Below are 15,797 nucleotides of genomic sequence, written 5' to 3'. Positions count from 1 at the left end.
TTGTGCCTCGTGCGCAGGTGCGGCGATAACGGGAAAAACGCCAGAAGTACCGGTCAATCGCCGAACATCTTCTGCTTGAGCTCGCGCCGCTGCTGAGCCTCCAGCGACAGCGTGGCCGTGGGGCGGGCGATGAGGCGGGGCACACCGATGGGCTCGCCGGTCTCGTCGCAGTAGCCGTAGTCGCCAGCGTCGATGCGGCCGATGGACTGCTCGATCTTCTTCAGCAGCTTGCGCTCGCGGTCACGCGTGCGCAGCTCCAGGGCGTGCTCTTCCTCGATGGTGGCGCGGTCGGCCGGGTCGGGCACGACCACCGTGTCCTCGCGCAGGTGCTCGGTGGTTTCGCCGGCGTTTTCGTGCATGGCCTGCTTGAGCTGGACCAGCTTGTGGCGAAAGAACGCCATCTGCTTGTCGTTCATGTATTCGCTCTCGGGCATGGCCTGCACTTCGGCGTCGGTCAGCTCCTCGGCGCTCTTGGTTTTCCAGTTGTTGGCCAGCTTGGGATCTTTCTTGGCGGCCGCCACAGATTTTTGCAGGGTCGTAGTCATGGTGTGAAATGATGAAGCTGGCGTAGCGGACAGCGCTTGCACGCTGCCGGCCGTCATGGGTTGTTCGAATATCCGCCGGCCGCAAGGCGCAGCGGGGAAGCTGCCCATGCTGCCTGCGAAACCGGATGCGCGTTGTAATGCCAGCTGCTGCCTGCCTGTCGGACGACGGGCCTGCGGTGCAACCGGCGCTACGCCGGGCCGGGCGCGGGTGGCACGCCCCGCCTCCGTCACTGGCGTGTCTGGGCGGGGCGTTCGAGCCGGGGCGCGATTGTATAGAGCCGGGCCGGCGGGGGCCAGCCGGACAACGCATATCGCACGGGGTCACTGCGGCATGGCCTGCGGGCACCCCGCTACCGGCCTTCAGGCCAGGCACTGGCCCAGGCCCTGCTCGAAGATGTCGCGCGGCAGGTCGATGCCGATGAAGACCATGCGGCTGACGCGCGGCTCGTCCGCCGTCCACTCCGGTCCCAGGTCGCTGCCCATGAGCTGGTGCACGCCCTGGAAGATGACCTTGCGGCTGGTGCCCTGCATGTCCAGCACGCCCTTGTAGCGCAGCATGCGCGGGCCGTAGATGTTGACGATGGCGGAGAGGAAGTCCTCCAGCCGCGCCGGGTCGAACGGACGGTCGGCGCGATAGACGAAGCTTTTCACGTCGTCATCGTGATGGTGGTGGTGGGGGTGGTCGCAGTGCTCGCCGTGCGCGTGGTCGTGATCGTGGCCGTGGTGCTCGTGGCCGCAGTGCTCGTCATGCACATGGCCATCGCCGTGCGCCTGGGCGTCGTCCTTGAGAAAGTCCGGGTCGATGTCCAGCCGCGCATTCAGGTTGAAGCCGCGCAGATCCAGCACCTCGGCCAGCGGCACCTCGCCGAAATGCACCGCCTTGATCGGCGCGCGCGGGTTCATGTGCTTGAGGCGGTGGATCAGCGCGTCCTTCTGGGCCTCGCTCACCAGATCGGTCTTGGACAAAAAGATCTGGTCGGCAAAACCCACCTGGCGGCGCGCCTCCTGGCGCTCGTCCAGCTGAGTATTGGCGTGCTTGGCGTCCACCACCGTGATGATGGAATCGACCAGGTAGCTTTCGGCGATCTCGTCGTCCATGAAGAAGGTCTGCACCACGGGGCCGGGGTCGGCCAGGCCCGTGGTCTCGATCACCACGCGCTCGAAGTCGAGCAGCTTCTTGCGCCGCTTGGCGGCCAGCAGCTGCAGCGTCTCGCGCAGGTCCTCGCGGATGGTGCAGCAGATGCAGCCGTTGCTCATCTGCACGATCTGCTCCTTGGAGTCGGTGAGCAGGATGTCGTTGTCGATGTTCTCCTCGCCGAACTCGTTTTCGATCACGGCAATCTTCTGGCCATGCGCCTCGGTCAGCACGCGCTTGAGCAAGGTGGTCTTGCCGGCGCCGAGGAAGCCGGTGAGGATGGTGACGGGGATCAGGGACATGGAAAGCGCCTTGCGGAAATGGCTTGCAACAAGAGCGCCCGCGCTGCCGCCAGGGCAGGCGCGCGGGCCGGTTCGGGCCTGACTGTAGCGAAGCCGCCAAGCCCCGGCCCGCGGGGTTGATATTCAAGTCTTTTCTGCCTCCAGCGCTTATCCCATAAGCGCTGGCAGCTATTTATTCAATAGCAGACAAACTACTTGCGCCAGTAGTTGTTGGCGGCCGCCACGGTCTGGAAGTTGAGGGCCACCACCTGCGAGGCGGCCGTCAGCGCCTGGTGGTCTTCGGCGTATTCGGGGCGCAGGCGGTGCAGCACCTCGGGGTCGGGCTGGGTGTATTTCACGCCGCGCCGGCTCAGGGTGATGGCCAGCTCGAAGCCCTGCTGGGGCGTGTCGGTGATGAGAGAAGGCAGCCAGGTGTCGGCCATGGGTCGGTCCTTTCGTGGGGTGGGAAAAATGCACGCGAGATGCCACTTTCCCACGACCGCCGCCGGTCGGCAAGGCGCGCCCTCAGTCCCCGCTCTTCTTGTGCGCGCGCGGATGCGCCTGGTCGTACACCTTGGCCAGGTGCTGGAAGTCCAGCCGCGTATAGACCTGGGTGGTGGTGATGCTGGCGTGGCCCAGCAGCTCCTGCACGGCGCGCAGGTCGCCGCTGGACTGCAGCAGGTGGCTGGCAAACGAGTGGCGCAGCATGTGCGGGTGCACCGGCGTGGTCAGGCCGGCCGTATTGCTGCGCTCGCGCAGGCGCAGCCAGACGGTCTGCGCCGTGATGCGCGCGCCGCGTCGGCCCACGAACAGGGCGCAGTCGTCCAGCTTCGCAGCCCCGCCAAACGGCAGCGCCCGCTGCGCCAGCCAGTGCGCCAGCGCCTGCGCCGCCGCGCGGCCCAGGGGCACGCTGCGGCGCTTGCCGCCCTTGCCGAAGACGTGGGCATCGCCCGCCTCCAGGTCCACCCAGCCGCGGCCCTGCTGCTGGGCGGCGCTGCTGGCGGCCACGTCCAGGCCGACCAGCTCGCCCACGCGCAGGCCGCTGCCATACAGCAGCTCCACCAGGGCGGCGTCGCGCGCCTCCAGCCAGGGGTCGGCGCCGCTTTGCGCGTGCTCGGCCAGGCGCACGGCGTCGTCCACCGGCAGGGCCTTGGGCAGCGGCTTGGGCGCCTTGGGGGCGCGCACGTCCTGCACCGGGTTGTGGGTGATCAGGCCCTGGCGCGCCGCCCAGGCATAAAAGCCCCGCCAGCCCGACAGGATGAGCGCGATGCCGCGCGCGCTGCGCCCACCGGCGTGCATCTGCGCGGCAAAGCGCCGGATGTGGGCGCTGCCCAGCTGCAGCAGAGGCAGCTGCACCTGGCTGGCATGGGCGCACAGGCGCTGCAGGTCCAGCGTGTACAGGATGAGGGTGCGCGCGGCCAGGCGCTTTTGCACCCGCGCGTATTCCAGATAGGCCAGCGCCTCGGGCGGCAGGCCGCTGGCGGCGGGCGCGGGCTCGGTGTTCACTGCAGGCGCGACAGGGCGCTGCTGGCAAGTTCTGCCATGCGCACCAGAAAGTCCGTGCCCATGCTGGCTTCGAAGCGCTGCGCGTCGTGCGAGGCCAGCACCACCAGGCCGAAGGCCGGGCTCTCGGCGCTGTCGATGGCGCCTTCGCGCAGCGGCAGCAGCGCCAGTGAGCGCGCCTCCTGCGCGTCGGGCAGCCAGGCCGTGGCCTCAAAGCCCAGGTTGGGGCCGCAAAACGGCGCGGTCAGCGACGAGGCGAAGGCGCGCACGTCCTCGCTGACGCCCTGGGTGAAAGGGGCGTTCAGGTGCGCCGGCGCCACGCCCCACACGCGCAGCGCCACCTGGGGCACGTCGAACAGGGTGCGTATGCCCTGCTCCACCGCCTGCGGCACCTCGGCCGCCCAGCGCACGCCCGCCAGCTGGCGCGCCCACTGGTGCATCTTGGCGGCAATGGCGGTGTTCTCGCCGCTGTGGCGCACCATCTCCATGACGCGCTGCTCCAGCAGCTTGATCTTCTCGCGCAGCATCTCGGCCTGGCGCTCGTGCAGGCTGACGGCGCGCTGGCCGTGCGGGCTGGCGAAGGTGACGGAGGCCAGCAGCTCGGCATGACGCTCGAAGAAGCCCGGCGTGTTGGCCAGGTACTGGGCGATGTCGTCTTCGGTGATGGGGGTGATGGGCAGGGTCATGGCGGTCAGGCGGACGCGCTGGCGTCCGCGGGAAGGTCGATCTGGCCCTCGAACACCGTGGTGGCGGGGCCGGTCATGAAAACGCTGGCGTGCGGCTCGCCGCTCCATTCGATGGTCAGCAGGCCGCCGCGGGTGTGCACATCCACGCGGGCATCCAGCAGCCCCAGCCGGATGCCGGCGGCCACGGCGGCGCAGGCGCCCGAGCCGCAGGCCAGCGTCTCGCCGGCGCCGCGCTCGTACACGCGCAGGCGCACCCGGGTGCGGTCCACGATCTGCAGGAAGCCGGCGTTCACCCGCTCGGCAAAGCGCGGGTGGCCTTCCACCAGCGGGCCCACGCGGGCCACGGGGGCGGCGTCCGCGTCGGCCACCAGCTGCACGGCGTGCGGGTTGCCCATGGACACCAGCGCTATCCAAACCATAGCTGCCGGCGCTTGCCCCTCAAGGGTCAGAGGCCATTTTTGCCCCAAGCCTTCGGCCGCGGGCTGCAGGCCGCGGGTGTCGAAGGCGACGCTGCCGGGCTCGAATTGCGGGCGGCCCATGTCCACGCGCACGCGGCCGTCCGGCGCCAGCTGCAGCTCAATCACGCCGGCCAGGGTCTGCACGCGCAGCAGGTCCTTGTCCGTCAGGCCCTTGCCCTGCACATAGCGGGCAAAGCAGCGCGCGCCGTTGCCGCACTGCTCTACCTGCGCGCCGTCGGCGTTGTGGATCAGGTATTCGAAGTCGATGCCCGGCGCCGGCGAGGGGCGCACGGTGAGGATCTGGTCCGCGCCCACGCCGAAATGCCGGTCGGCCAGGCGGCGGTAGTGCGCCGGCTGCAGGCCCAGGGGGGCGGCCGTTTCGTCCAGCACGACGAAATCGTTGCCGGCGCCCTGCATCTTGGTGAAGCGGATGTGCATGGCGCGGATTATCCGGCGCCGGCCCGCGGGCGGCGGCGCACGCGCCGGGCGCGGGAAAACCCCAGGCGGGAGAACTTGAGTTTTTTCCTCGGGTTTGACCTGCCGCAACCCCGCCGCGCCGCAGCTGCGCAGCATGGCAGCCCTGCGATGAACGACGGATGGACGAGGCCGCCATGACACTGACCCTGAACGTACTGGACCAACTGCACGCCGGCGACGAGCGCGCCGCCGCCGCGCTGGTGCGCCAAAGCGGCGACGGCGCCGCGCTGATCGAGCTGCTGGAACTGCTGTGGAACGCCGGCGTGGCCCGCGCCCCGGCGCTGGTCGGCCCGGTGCTGGAGCGCTTGTCGCAATTGAGTCCGGTGACGCCCGGGCTGTGCCGATAATGGGGCGATGCCCCGCGACAGCCAGCACCTTCACCCCCGCCGCCCCCCCGTAGCGCCGCTGCACGCGGCCACCGTGCTGCTGCTGCGCGACGCACCCGCGCCCGGCGGCGCCGGCGCCGGCACGCTGCAAGTGCTGATGACGCGCCGCTCGGCCACGGCCAGCTTCGTGCCCGGCGCCTACGTCTTTCCCGGCGGCGGCATCGAGGCGCAGGACGCCGCGCCCGCATCCCACGCGCTGGCAGACCGCCGCCCGGCCCAGACCGGCGAGCGCCTGACCGAGGCGCTGGCCGCGCTGCGCGAGAGCTTCGAGGAGCTGGGCATCTTGCTGGCGCGGCGCGAGGACGGCCGCTGGGCCGGCCCCGAGGACATCGCCGCGCTGGACCGCCAGGGCCCCTTTGCCGCCCAGTGCGCCGCGCGCGGGCTGCGCCTGGCGGCCGACGCCATGTACCCGCTGGCGCACTGGACGGCCGACCGCAACCTGCCCAAGCGCTTTGCCGTGCCCTTCCTGGTGGCGCGCATGCCGCCCGGCCAGGAGCCCGTGGCCGACGAGTCCGAGCAGTTCGAGCCCGTCTGGGTCCGCCCCGCCGACGCGCTGGCGCGCCACGAGGCCGGGCAGTTCTTCATGATCTATCCGACCATCCGCACGCTGGAGCGGCTGGCGCAGTACGCCGACGTGCAGGCGGTGCTGGACGCCGTGGCGCACGAGCAGCCGCTGTGGGTCAGCAACCCGCGCTCAGGCCTGCTGGCCGGGCGCGAGGAGCGCTACATGGAGCACGAGCCGCCGTTTGGCGAACTGGCCCTGGTCTGCCCCGACGGCCACGGCCAGCACGCGCTGGACTGGCAGTGCGAGCGGCCCGTGCCGCTGCTCAGGAACGTGCAGCGCCTCACGGCCCCCAACCCCGGCGTGATGACCGGCCCCGGCACCAACAGCTACCTGGTGGGCGAGCCGGCCACCGGCTACATCGCCATCGACCCGGGCCCGCAGGACGGCGAGCACCTGGAGCGCCTGTGGCGCGCCGCTGGCGGCGACATCCGCGCCATCGTCTGCACCCACTCGCACGCCGACCACTCCCCCGGCGCCGCGCCGCTCAAGGCCCTGGTGGCCGCGCACGGGCGCCCTGCCCCGCCCATCCTGGGCCTGCCCTCGGCCCCCACGGCGCGCGCAGCCAGCCACTTCGCGCCCGAGCGCTCGCTATCAAATGGAGAGCTTCTCACGCTGACAGGACAAGGGCCGGAGGGCGAAATCACCCATACCGTGGAGGTGGTCCACACGCCCGGACACGCGGCCAATCACCTGTGCCTGATCCTGCGCGAGGACGGCCTGCTGTTCTCCGGCGACCACATCCTGAATGGCAGCACCACCATCATCGACCCGCCCGACGGCAACATGGCCGACTACCTGGACTCGCTGGCCCGGCTGGATGCGCTGTGCCTGCAGCACGGCGTGGAGTTCATCGCCCCGGCCCACGGCTACGTGCTGGAGGGCGCACGCGCCGCCATCGCCCAGCTCACCGCCCACCGCCTGGCGCGCGAGGCCAAGGTGCTGGCCGCCATGCAGGCGCGCCCGGGCGGCAGCATGGAGGACTGGACCCGCCTGGCCTACGCCGACGTGCCCCCGCGCATGTGGCCGCTGGCCCAGCGCTCGCTGCTGGCCCACGTGGAGCGCATCCGCATGCTGATGGATGAGTAAGCACCCCCTGAGGCGCTGCGCGCCTTCCCCCGCTGTCGCAATGCTGCGCATTGCGGGCAGGGGGACGCCGCCTTCGCTGCGGGGCGGCCCTTGCTCGACTGCCTGCGCATGACGAGCGCCAGTTGCGTAAGCTTGGGTGCCCCGCCATCGCCTGAATTGCCCGCCATGACCGAAGAAGAAAAAGACCCCATCCGCCTGTCCAGGCGCCTGGCCGAGCAGCAGCAGTGCTCGCGCCGCGAGGCCGAGCTGTACATCGAGGGCGGCTGCGTTAGCGTGGACGGCCAGGTGGTCGAGCAGCCGGGCGCCCGCGTGGCGCCGCACCAGCAGGTGGTGCTGGCCCCGCACGCGCGGGCCGAAGAGGTGCCGCCCATCACTCTGGTGCTGCACAAGCCGGCCGGCTATGAGTCCGGCCTGGGCGCCGCCCCGGGCGACGCACACGCCAGCCGCAGCCGCGGCGCGCCGGATGCGCTGGCGCTGATCCACCCGGACAGCCGCCACGCCGAGGGCGGCCCGCCGGTGCGCGTGCTGCAGCGGCACTTTCGCCAGCTGGTGTGCCACACGCCGCTGCCGACCGAGGCCAGCGGCCTGGTGGTCTATACGCAGGACCGGCGCATGGCGCGCCGGCTGGTGGAAGACATCGAGACGCTGGAGCAGGAATGCATCGTGCAGGTCGAAGGCCAGATCGCCGAAGGCGGCCTGCAGCGGCTGTGCCACGGCCTGTCCTTCAACGGCCGGGCACTGCCGCCCATCAAGGTCAGCTGGCAAAGCGAGCAGCGCCTGCGCTTTGCCCTCAAGGGCATACGCCCGGGCCAGGTGCCGGCCATGTGCGAAGCGGTAGGCCTGCGGGTGACGGCGCTGCGGCGCATCCGCATCGGCCGCGTGGCACTGGCCAAGCTGCCCGAGGGGCAGTGGCGCTATCTGCTGCCGTGGGAACGGTTTTAGCTCCTGAATCAGGAGCTGCCAGCGCTTGCCTGGCAACGGCTAGAGGCCGATTTCACTCTTTTTTCGCACGCCGCAAAAACAGCCGGATACACTGCGCCACCGCCGGTTGAGGCGGGTCAAAAAAGAGGGGGAAACACATGGATGCCCAGACCGTGGGCGGGGGCGGCGCGCTGCGCGCGTCCTTTGCCTCGCACGACATCGAGGCCCACCCGCTGCACTTTGCGGGCAGCGGCGGCGGCTACTTCCGGGTGTGGATCGTCAACGTGCTGCTGTCCATCCTGACGCTGGGGCTGTACACGCCCTGGGCGCGGCGGCGCACGGCCCAGTATTTCTATGGCCACAGCCTGGTGGCCGGCAGCCCGCTGGAGTTCACGGCGCAGCAGCGGCGCATGGTGGTGGGCTTCGTCGCCGTGGTGCTGCTGTCGCTGACCTACAAGCTGGCCGCCCGCACCGGGCAGGACACGGCCGTGGTGCTGATGCTGCTAGGCGGCGCGCTGCTGTCGCCGCTGATCTGGGCCAGCGCCATGCGCTTTCGCCTGGGCAACACGCGCTGGCGCGGCGTGCGCCTGGCCTTCAACGCCAGCTGGGGCGAGGTGTACCGGGCCAGCTGGCCGGTCTTTGCCCTGGCGCTGGTGCTGCTGGCGGCCTTCTTCGGGCTGCAGGCGCTGGCGCCCGCGCCGCTGGCAGACGCGCAGGCGCTGCGCCCGCGCCTGCCGACGGTCACGGCGCCCATGTGGGGCCTGGTGGCCGCCGCCGTGGTGCTGGCCGTGCTGTGCCTGATCGGCCTGGAATACAACTACCGCAGCCTGCTGGTGCGCCGCGCCAGCCTGGGCGAGGAAGGCGGGCGGCTGAAGCTGCGCTATGCGGACTTCGTGCGGCTGTGGCTGGCCACGCTGGCGGTGTTCGTCGCCACGCTGGCGCTGATGGGCGCTGCGGCAGGCGCGCTGCTGGCCGGCTCCTGGGCGCTGCTGAAGGCCACGCTCGCCGCGCGTGCGGGCATGGGCATAGTGCTGCTGGTGCTGGCCGCCGCGGCGCTGGCGCTGGTGCTGACCGTGCTGGCCACGGCGCCCGCGCGGGCCTGGCGCGAGGCGGCGCTGTTTCGCCTGACCTGGAACCACACCGGCGTGGGCAGTGTCGCGCGCTTCAGGTGCCGGCTGCGCCCGGGCGCCTTCGTGCTGCTGCGCCTGCGCAACGCCCTGCTCACGCTGCTGACGCTGGGCCTGTACCGGCCCTTTGCCCGGGTGGCCGAATACCGCATGAAGCTGCAGTCCGTCACGCTGCACGTCAAGGGCGGGGTGGACCACGTGGCCGGCCGCCTGGTGCGCCAGCAGGGCAGCGGCATCGGCGACGCGCTGGCCGATGCGGCCGGGCTGGACCTGATCGGCTGAGCGCCGTGGCCAACCCGCCGACTGCGCCCCAGCTGCTGCGCGCGCGCTGGTTCGACGGGCGCAGCAGCCAGCCACGCCCCGTGCACGTGGCCCTGGTGCCGGCGCGCGGTGGCCCGGCGCTGGTGCTGCACGCGAGCGGCGCCGCGCCGCTGCGCCTGGAGGGCTGCCAGGTCGGCTGGCCCGAAAGGTGGAGCGCGCGCACCGCGCCGCAGCAGGGCGCCGTGGTAGACCTGGGCGAGGCCGGCAGCCTGGAGGTGGACGACGCCGCCGCCTGGCACGCCGCCCGCCGCGCCGCCGGCGCCCGCGCCGGCGTGCGCGAGCGGCTGCAAACGCGCTGGCCGGCGCTGTTGGCCGGCCTGCTGCTGGCGGCTGTGGCGGCCGCGCTGTTTTATCGCCACGCCACGCCCTGGCTGGCCGCGCAGCTGACGCGCCACGTGCCCCTGGCCTGGGAGCAGGCCCTGTCGCGCCAGGCCCTGCGCCAGATGGACGATGGCGTGCTGACCCCCAGCCGCGTGACGCCCGAACGGCAGCAGGCGCTGCGTGCGCGATTCGACGCACTGGTTGCGCACATGCCGGCGCTGCCGGCGCGCTATGCACGCTACGCGCCGCGCTACACCCTGGACTTTCGCCGCGGCCTGGGCGCCAACGCCTTTGCCCTGCCCGGCGGGACGATCGTCGTCACCGACGGCCTGGTGGAGGCGGCCGGTGCGCCCGGGCTGGGCGACGATGCCATCGCCGGCGTGCTGGCACACGAGATCGGCCACGTGGCGCACCGCCACACCACGCGCATGCTGGTCGAGCAAGGCGTGGTGCAAATGGGGCTGGGGCTGGCGCTGGGCGATGTGTCGGGGCTGCTGGCCACGGGCAGCTCGGCGCTGACCGGCCTGGCCTACCAGCGCAACCACGAGCGCGAGGCCGACTGCCACGCGCTGGCCCTGCTGCGCCAGGCGGGCCTGCCCAGCGCGCCCATGGCCGACCTGCTGCTGGCCATGGGCCGCGGCAAGGCGGCCAAGGAAGGAGGCCGGCCGCCGGACAAGGGCAAGACCGAGGCCGAGTCCAGTCCCGGCTGGGCCGACTGGCTGGGCAGCCACCCCGCCACGGCCGAGCGGGCGCGCCAGCTGCGCGCCGGCCAGGCGCCGCATTGCTCCTGAAAAGAGAGCTGCCGGCGCTTACCCCACAAGGGCTGGAGCCGGTTTTCCTTCAAAAATGAGAGTGTGAAGCACGCCGATAAGCCGGATTCTGTGCACCGCGGTTGCCCGCGGCGTGACCGCCATTACTCTGGGCCGGGTGTCGCCACCTCGGCTCGATGCCACCTACCCGCACACTCCGGGGGCCCCGTCAACGTGTGCCTACTTGGTGTTGCTGCGCGTAGAGATTGCCCGTTTCACCTCGGGCGCGAAGCGCCCGAGGTGACTGCGTCGTGCCGGGCTGACCGCCCGTCACCGTCTGGCTTGCGCCAGCCGCGCCAGCTTGCGCTGGCGAACCGCAGAACACCCCTGGTGGGCGCCTCTACGCTCGAACTCGTCTCTGTTGCTCTGATCCTCACCTCGCGGTGGACAGCCGTTAGCTGCTACGCTGCCCTGTGCAGTCCGGACGTTCCTCCAGTGCCTGGTTTCCCAGCTTGCACCAGCGGCGGTCTGGCGTGCTTCACGGCGGCGATTATCGGTCCTGGCGCGCCGCGGCGGCCGATGCAGGGCTTTTTGCAGGGCCGCCCGCCCCGCCCCGCCCCCACCTCAGTGCTCGGGCAGCAGCTGGAGGATGTTGTAGGCGATGAGCAGCAGCGCGCCGACGATGCCCACCATCATCAGCAGCGGGCCCCAGCGCGACTGCCGCACGGAAAAGCCAACGAGCATCAGCGCGCAGCTGGCGGTCAGCATGAGCATGGTGGTGTGCAGCAGGGTCATGGCGCAAAGCGGTAAAAAAGGGCGGACTCCCGCATTGTCCGCGCCGGCCGCGCCTCGTCCGCCGCCCCAGGCGCACCGCTTGACGCAGGTCAACGCCGCCCGCCTGCGGCGCGTGGGGCCGCCAGGCCGCCAGGCCGCCGCCGGAATATCCATATCGCGACACTGCAGAACGACTCCCCCACAATGGACGGCCTCAACCCGCTTTGCCCGCTTTTCCCACCGAACCCTCCTGGAGACACCATGCGAGTCGACCACATCCTGCAGACCATCGGCAACACGCCCCACGTACGCATCAACCGGCTGTTCGGGCCGGGCGCCAACGTCTGGGTGAAGTCCGAGCGCGCCAACCCTGGCGGCTCCATCAAGGACCGCATCGCCCTGGCCATGGTCGAGGCGGCCGAGGCCAGCGGGCAGCTTGCGCCCGGCGGCACCATCGTTGAGCCGACCAGCGGCAACACCGGCATCGGCCTGGCGCTGGTGGCGGCCGTCAAGGGCTACAAGCTCATCTTGGTGATGCCCGACAGCATGTCCATCGAGCGCCGCCGCCTGATGCTGGCCTATGGCGCCACGTTCGATCTGACGCCGAAGGACAAGGGCATGAAGGGGTCAATAGCCCGCGCCCAGGAGATCGTGGACGCCACGCCCGGCGCCTGGATGCCCCAGCAGTTCGAGAACCCCGCCAACGTCGAAGTGCACGCGCGCACCACGGCGCAGGAGATCCTGGCCGACTTCCCCGACGGGCTGGACGCGGTCATCACCGGCGTGGGCACGGGCGGGCACATCACCGGCGTGGCGCAGGTGCTCAAGGCCCAATTCCCCAGCCTGAAGGTCTTCGCCGTGGAGCCCACCGGTTCGCCCGTCATCTCCGGCGGCCAGCCGGGCCCGCACGCCATCCAGGGCCTGGGCGCCGGCTTCATCCCGAAGAATCTGCACGTGGACCTGCTGGACGGCGTGATCCAGGTGGACGCCGAGCCGGCGCGCGAGTACGCCCGCCGCGCCGCGCGCGAGGAAGGGCTGCTGGTGGGCATTTCCTCGGGCGCTGCGCTGGCCGCTATCGCCCAGAAGCTGCCCGAGCTGCCGGCCGGTGCCCGCGTGCTGGGCTTCAACTACGACACGGGCGAGCGTTATCTGTCTGTCGAAGGCTTCCTGCCCGGCTAAACAGTGCCGTGCGGCCCGTGCCGCGCACGCACCGGGCCTCCCGCGGGAGGCCTTTTGCATGGCCGCGCGGGTGGACGCAGCTTTGCGCCCAGCACACGCAGGGCCTAGGCCCACCGTCCTACAGGGTGGCGCGGGGGTGCTGGCAAGAATCGACGCAGCGCCCCCACCATGGGCCGGCGCGCAGCATTGCCATGAGACACCCCACCCCGAACACCCCGCCCGAGCGCCTGTCCTTCACGGTGCTCACCGTGAACGTGCACAAGGGCTTTACCTCCTTCAACCGCCGCTTCATGCTGCACGAGCTGCGCGAGGCCGTGCGCGCGGTGTCGGCCGACATCGTGTTTTTGCAGGAGGTGCTGGGCACGCACGAGCACCACGCCAGCCGCGTGGCAGGGTTTCCTTCCGAGCCGCACTACGAATTCCTCGCCGACTCCATCTGGAACCAGTATGCCTACGGCCGCAACGCCGTCTATGACAAGGGCCACCACGGCAACGCCCTGCTGTCCAAGTTCCCCATCGTGCATGTCGAGAACCACGACATCTCGGTGGCCGGGCCCGAGCGCCGCGGCATGCTGCACTGTGTGCTGCAGCCGCCCACCCTGGCCACGCCGGTGCACGCCATCTGCGTGCACCTGGGCCTGCAGGAAGGCCACCGCCACCAGCAGCTGCACCGGATGGCGGCGCTGGTGCGCTCGCTGCCGCAGTGCGACCCGGTCATCGTGGCGGGCGACTTCAACGACTGGCGCGGCCGCGCCCATGCCCTGCTGTCGCGCGAGGCGGGGCTGCGCGAGGTCTTCGTGCATTCGCTGGGCCGCGCCGTGCGCACCTTCCCTGCGCCCATGCCGCTTTTGCCGCTGGACCGCATCTATGTGCGCGGCGCGGCCGTGCACACGCCCCTGGCCCTGCCGCGCCAGCCGTGGAACCGGCTGTCCGACCACGCGCCGCTGGCCGCGGAGATCGCGCTGTGACGCCGCCGCCGTCCAAGGCCCCGCGGCCGCCCCGCTCCTCGCGCTGGGTGCCGGGCAACCACTTCGAGCTGCTGGAAAACGGTGAGGAGTTCTTCCCCGCCGTGTTCCAGGCCATCCGCGGCGCGCAGCGCGAGGTGCTGCTGGAGACCTTCATCCTGTTCGACGACAAGATCGGCCGCCAGCTGCACGCGGCGCTGCTGCACGCCGCGCAGCAGGGCGTGCAGGTGCACGTGCTGGTGGACGGCTTCGGCTCGCCCGACCTGCCGCCCAGCTTCATCAGCAGCCTGGTGCAGGCCGGCGTGCACTTTCGGGTGTTCGACCCGGGCGGGCGGCGCCTCTTTGGGCAGCGGCTGAACGTGCTGCGGCGCATGCACCGCAAGATCGTGGTGGTCGATGGCGAGCTGGCCTTCATCGGCGGCATCAACTACTCGGCCGACCACGTGGCCGACTTCGGCCCGCAGGCCAAGCAGGACTGGGCCGTGGCCGTGCGCGGGCCCATCGTGGCGCACATGCACCGCTTTGCCCGCCGCGCCGTGCTGCCGCGCGGCGAGCTCAAGCGCGCCAGCCGCGCGCCCCTGCCTGAGCTGGCGCACGCCGGCCGCGCCGGCGCCCTGTTCGTCACCCGCGACAACAACCTGCACACCACCGACATCGAGCGCCACTACCGCATCGCCCTGCGCGCGGCGCGCGAGCGGGTGGTGATCGCCAATGCCTACTTCTTCCCCGGCTGGCGCCTGGTGCGCGCGATGCGCCGCGCGGCCCTGCGCGGCGTGGACGTCTGCCTGATCCTGCAGGGCGAACCCGACATGCCCATCGTCAAGACGGCCGCCGGCCTGCTGTACGACCACCTGCTGCGCGCCGGCGTGCGCATCTATGAATACTGCGAGCGCCCGCTGCACGGCAAGGTGGCCCTGGTGGACCGGCAGTGGTCCACCGTGGGCTCCAGCAACCTCGACCCCTTGAGCCTGTCGCTGAACCTGGAGGCCAACGTGGTCATCCACGACGAGGCCTTCAATGCCCTGCTGCACGAGCGCCTGCAGAAGCTGATGCATGACAGCTGCACGCAGGTGCAGGCCCAGCCCAAGGGCGCCTTCGAGGGCCTGCGCCTGCTGCGCGGCTACTGTGTCTATCACCTGATGCGCTGGTTCCCGGCCTGGGCCGGCTGGCTGCCACGCCACCAGCCCACCATCTCGCTGGTGCAGCCCGAAGCCGGCGCCGCGGGCGGCGGGCACTGACGCCGCCCATGCGCGCCTCCCTGCCCTCATCCACACCAAAGGCCGGCCCCGCCACCGGGCGCTGGCGCGCCCTGCTGGCCAGCCCGCTGTGGCGCTGGGTGGGCGGGGGCCTGATGGCCGCTGTGGCGCTGCTCATCGTGTGGCTGCTGGTGCGCCAGGGCATGCGGGTGGACTGGCCGGCCGTGTGGCAGTCGCTCAAGGACTTGCCGCCCGCCACGCTGGCGCTCTCCGCTCTGCTGGCCTGGGCCAGCCACCTGGCCTATGGCTGCTTCGACCTGTTCGGCCGCCACGCCGTGCGCCATGGCTTGAGCGTGCCGCGCACCATGGCAGTGACGCTGATCGCCTACCCGTTTACGCTCAACCTGGGCTCGCTCATCGGCGGCGTCTCGGTGCGCTACCGCCTGTATTCACGCCAGGGGCTGTCCGTCGGGCAGATTGCGCAGGTGGTGGTGATCTCCATCGTGACCAATTGGGTGGGCTACTTCCTGCTGGCCTGCGTGGTGTTTTGGAACTGGGCGCCGCAGCTGCCCGAGGGCTGGCACCTGAGCGGCCAGCAGCTGCGCTGGCTGGGCGTGCTGCTGGCTGCGGTGAGCGCGCTGTACCTGCTGCTGTGCCTGTGGCGCGGCGGCCGCCCGCTCACCGTGCGCGGGCGCAGCCTGCCGCTGCCCACCTGGCGCATGGCGCTGGCACAGCTGCTGCTGTCCAGCCTGAACTGGTCGCTGATGGGCGCTGCGGTGTGGGCGCTGGCGCAGGGCCGCGCGCCCTACGCCGCGGCGCTGGCCACGGTGCTGCTGGGCGCGGTGGCCGGGCTGCTGTCGCGCATCCCTGCCGGGCTGGGCGTGCTGGAGGCCGTGGGCACGGCGGTGCTGTCGGCCTACCTGCCCGTCAGCCAGGCGCTGGCCGTGGTGCTGGCCTTTCGGGCGCTGTACTACCTGGCGCCGCTGCTTCCTGCAGCGCTGGCGCTGCTGGCCACCGAGCTGCTGTGGCGCCGGCGCGCTCCGGCTGCAGATACCAGTCAAAACGGCTTCTAGCCCGCACCAGACAAGCGCAAGCAGCTATCAATAAAGAAGCGGCGCCGCC

The 15,797-nt window shown here is 71.2% G+C and carries 16 protein-coding genes and 1 other RNA gene; 9 read left to right on the top strand and 8 right to left on the bottom strand.

Annotation, left to right across the window (positions count from 1 at the left end; translation table 11 throughout):
* Positions 1–53: 53 nt before the first annotated feature.
* The 6 genes from dksA to dapF all read right to left on the bottom strand — a co-directional run bounded on the left by dksA (position 54) and on the right by dapF (position 5,046).
* On the bottom strand, positions 54–857 hold the full coding sequence (gene dksA, locus C7H73_RS04150; RefSeq protein ID WP_405124786.1) for an RNA polymerase-binding protein DksA: 804 nt from the start codon (positions 855–857) through the stop codon (positions 54–56).
* Positions 858–905: 48 nt separating this feature from the next.
* Entirely contained in the window at positions 906–1,982 is a 1,077-nt protein-coding gene (locus C7H73_RS04145; RefSeq protein ID WP_106845488.1) for a CobW family GTP-binding protein, read from the bottom strand.
* Positions 1,983–2,173: 191 nt separating this feature from the next.
* Entirely contained in the window at positions 2,174–2,404 is a 231-nt protein-coding gene (locus C7H73_RS04140) for a hexameric tyrosine-coordinated heme protein (RefSeq protein WP_106845487.1), read from the bottom strand.
* 82 nt (positions 2,405–2,486) lie between these two features.
* The gene (locus C7H73_RS04135; protein ID WP_227001411.1) at positions 2,487–3,467 is read right to left on the bottom strand and encodes a tyrosine recombinase XerC; all 981 of its coding nucleotides are present in this window, start codon (positions 3,465–3,467) and stop codon (positions 2,487–2,489) included.
* On the bottom strand, positions 3,464–4,150 hold the full coding sequence (locus C7H73_RS04130; RefSeq protein WP_106845486.1) for a DUF484 family protein: 687 nt from the start codon (positions 4,148–4,150) through the stop codon (positions 3,464–3,466). The genes C7H73_RS04135 and C7H73_RS04130 overlap by 4 nt, the downstream gene beginning before the upstream one ends.
* Before the next feature lie 5 nt (positions 4,151–4,155).
* Complete coding sequence (gene dapF / locus C7H73_RS04125; protein WP_106845485.1) at positions 4,156–5,046, bottom strand: diaminopimelate epimerase; 891 nt, start codon at positions 5,044–5,046, stop codon at positions 4,156–4,158.
* A 173-nt stretch (positions 5,047–5,219) separates the two neighbouring features.
* On the opposite strand from dapF, the gene C7H73_RS04120 reads away from it, so the two are divergent.
* From C7H73_RS04120 to C7H73_RS04100, 5 genes are all read left to right on the top strand, one after another.
* Positions 5,220–5,432, top strand: a complete 213-nt coding sequence (locus tag C7H73_RS04120) for a hypothetical protein (RefSeq protein WP_106847523.1) — start codon at positions 5,220–5,222, stop codon at positions 5,430–5,432.
* Positions 5,433–5,439: 7 nt separating this feature from the next.
* On the top strand, positions 5,440–7,122 hold the full coding sequence (locus tag C7H73_RS04115) for an MBL fold metallo-hydrolase (protein ID WP_106845484.1): 1,683 nt from the start codon (positions 5,440–5,442) through the stop codon (positions 7,120–7,122).
* A gap of 165 nt (positions 7,123–7,287) precedes the next feature.
* A complete protein-coding gene (locus C7H73_RS04110) occupies positions 7,288–8,064 on the top strand; it encodes an RNA pseudouridine synthase (protein WP_106845483.1) in 777 nt (258 codons plus the stop codon).
* A 137-nt stretch (positions 8,065–8,201) separates the two neighbouring features.
* A complete protein-coding gene (locus C7H73_RS04105; RefSeq protein WP_106845482.1) occupies positions 8,202–9,452 on the top strand; it encodes a YjgN family protein in 1,251 nt (416 codons plus the stop codon).
* 5 nt (positions 9,453–9,457) lie between these two features.
* Positions 9,458–10,603, top strand: coding sequence for a M48 family metallopeptidase (locus C7H73_RS04100; protein ID WP_227001410.1), 1,146 nt, complete (start codon positions 9,458–9,460; stop codon positions 10,601–10,603).
* A 61-nt stretch (positions 10,604–10,664) separates the two neighbouring features.
* Here C7H73_RS04100 and rnpB read toward each other — a convergent pair.
* An RNA gene (rnpB, locus tag C7H73_RS04095) (RNase P RNA component class A) lies at positions 10,665–11,101 on the bottom strand.
* Between the two features lie 84 nt (positions 11,102–11,185).
* A complete protein-coding gene (locus tag C7H73_RS15650; protein ID WP_170104810.1) occupies positions 11,186–11,356 on the bottom strand; it encodes a hypothetical protein in 171 nt (56 codons plus the stop codon).
* A 240-nt stretch (positions 11,357–11,596) separates the two neighbouring features.
* Here C7H73_RS15650 and cysK point away from each other — a divergent pair, with 240 nt between their 5' ends.
* The 4 genes from cysK to C7H73_RS04075 all read left to right on the top strand — a co-directional run bounded on the left by cysK (position 11,597) and on the right by C7H73_RS04075 (position 15,748).
* Positions 11,597–12,514, top strand: a complete 918-nt coding sequence (cysK, locus tag C7H73_RS04090; RefSeq protein WP_106845481.1) for a cysteine synthase A — start codon at positions 11,597–11,599, stop codon at positions 12,512–12,514.
* Between the two features lie 191 nt (positions 12,515–12,705).
* Positions 12,706–13,482, top strand: coding sequence for an endonuclease/exonuclease/phosphatase family protein (locus tag C7H73_RS04085; RefSeq protein ID WP_106845480.1), 777 nt, complete (start codon positions 12,706–12,708; stop codon positions 13,480–13,482).
* Positions 13,479–14,717 carry a cardiolipin synthase ClsB gene (gene clsB, locus C7H73_RS04080; RefSeq protein WP_170104809.1) on the top strand — a complete coding sequence of 413 codons (1,239 nt, stop codon included), beginning with the start codon at positions 13,479–13,481 and terminating at the stop codon, positions 14,715–14,717. Before C7H73_RS04085 ends, clsB begins: the two co-directional genes overlap by 4 nt.
* Before the next feature lie 8 nt (positions 14,718–14,725).
* Positions 14,726–15,748 (top strand): lysylphosphatidylglycerol synthase transmembrane domain-containing protein, encoded by a 1,023-nt coding sequence (locus C7H73_RS04075; RefSeq protein ID WP_106845479.1) that lies wholly within the window; start codon positions 14,726–14,728, stop codon positions 15,746–15,748.
* Positions 15,749–15,797 lie beyond the last annotated feature (49 nt).

This window comes from Pulveribacter suum (assembly GCF_003013695.1).
Taxonomy (GTDB): domain Bacteria; phylum Pseudomonadota; class Gammaproteobacteria; order Burkholderiales; family Burkholderiaceae_C; genus Melaminivora; species Melaminivora suum.
The sequence above is the reverse complement of the archived record's forward strand: the minus strand, read 5'-3'. Positions and strand labels throughout refer to the sequence as shown.

Coding starts and splice junctions, on each gene's coding strand:
- C7H73_RS04115 (WP_106845484.1), top strand. CDS start 5,440: ATGCCCCGCGACAGCCAGCACCTTCACCCCCGCCGCCCCCCCGTAGCG.
- C7H73_RS04110 (WP_106845483.1), top strand. CDS start 7,288: ATGACCGAAGAAGAAAAAGACCCCATCCGCCTGTCCAGGCGCCTGGCC.
- C7H73_RS04140 (WP_106845487.1), bottom strand. CDS start 2,404: ATGGCCGACACCTGGCTGCCTTCTCTCATCACCGACACGCCCCAGCAG.
- C7H73_RS04145 (WP_106845488.1), bottom strand. CDS start 1,982: ATGTCCCTGATCCCCGTCACCATCCTCACCGGCTTCCTCGGCGCCGGC.
- cysK (WP_106845481.1), top strand. CDS start 11,597: ATGCGAGTCGACCACATCCTGCAGACCATCGGCAACACGCCCCACGTA.
- C7H73_RS15650 (WP_170104810.1), bottom strand. CDS start 11,356: ATGACCCTGCTGCACACCACCATGCTCATGCTGACCGCCAGCTGCGCG.
- C7H73_RS04130 (WP_106845486.1), bottom strand. CDS start 4,150: ATGACCCTGCCCATCACCCCCATCACCGAAGACGACATCGCCCAGTAC.
- C7H73_RS04120 (WP_106847523.1), top strand. CDS start 5,220: ATGACACTGACCCTGAACGTACTGGACCAACTGCACGCCGGCGACGAG.
- C7H73_RS04105 (WP_106845482.1), top strand. CDS start 8,202: ATGGATGCCCAGACCGTGGGCGGGGGCGGCGCGCTGCGCGCGTCCTTT.
- dapF (WP_106845485.1), bottom strand. CDS start 5,046: ATGCACATCCGCTTCACCAAGATGCAGGGCGCCGGCAACGATTTCGTC.
- C7H73_RS04075 (WP_106845479.1), top strand. CDS start 14,726: ATGCGCGCCTCCCTGCCCTCATCCACACCAAAGGCCGGCCCCGCCACC.
- C7H73_RS04085 (WP_106845480.1), top strand. CDS start 12,706: ATGAGACACCCCACCCCGAACACCCCGCCCGAGCGCCTGTCCTTCACG.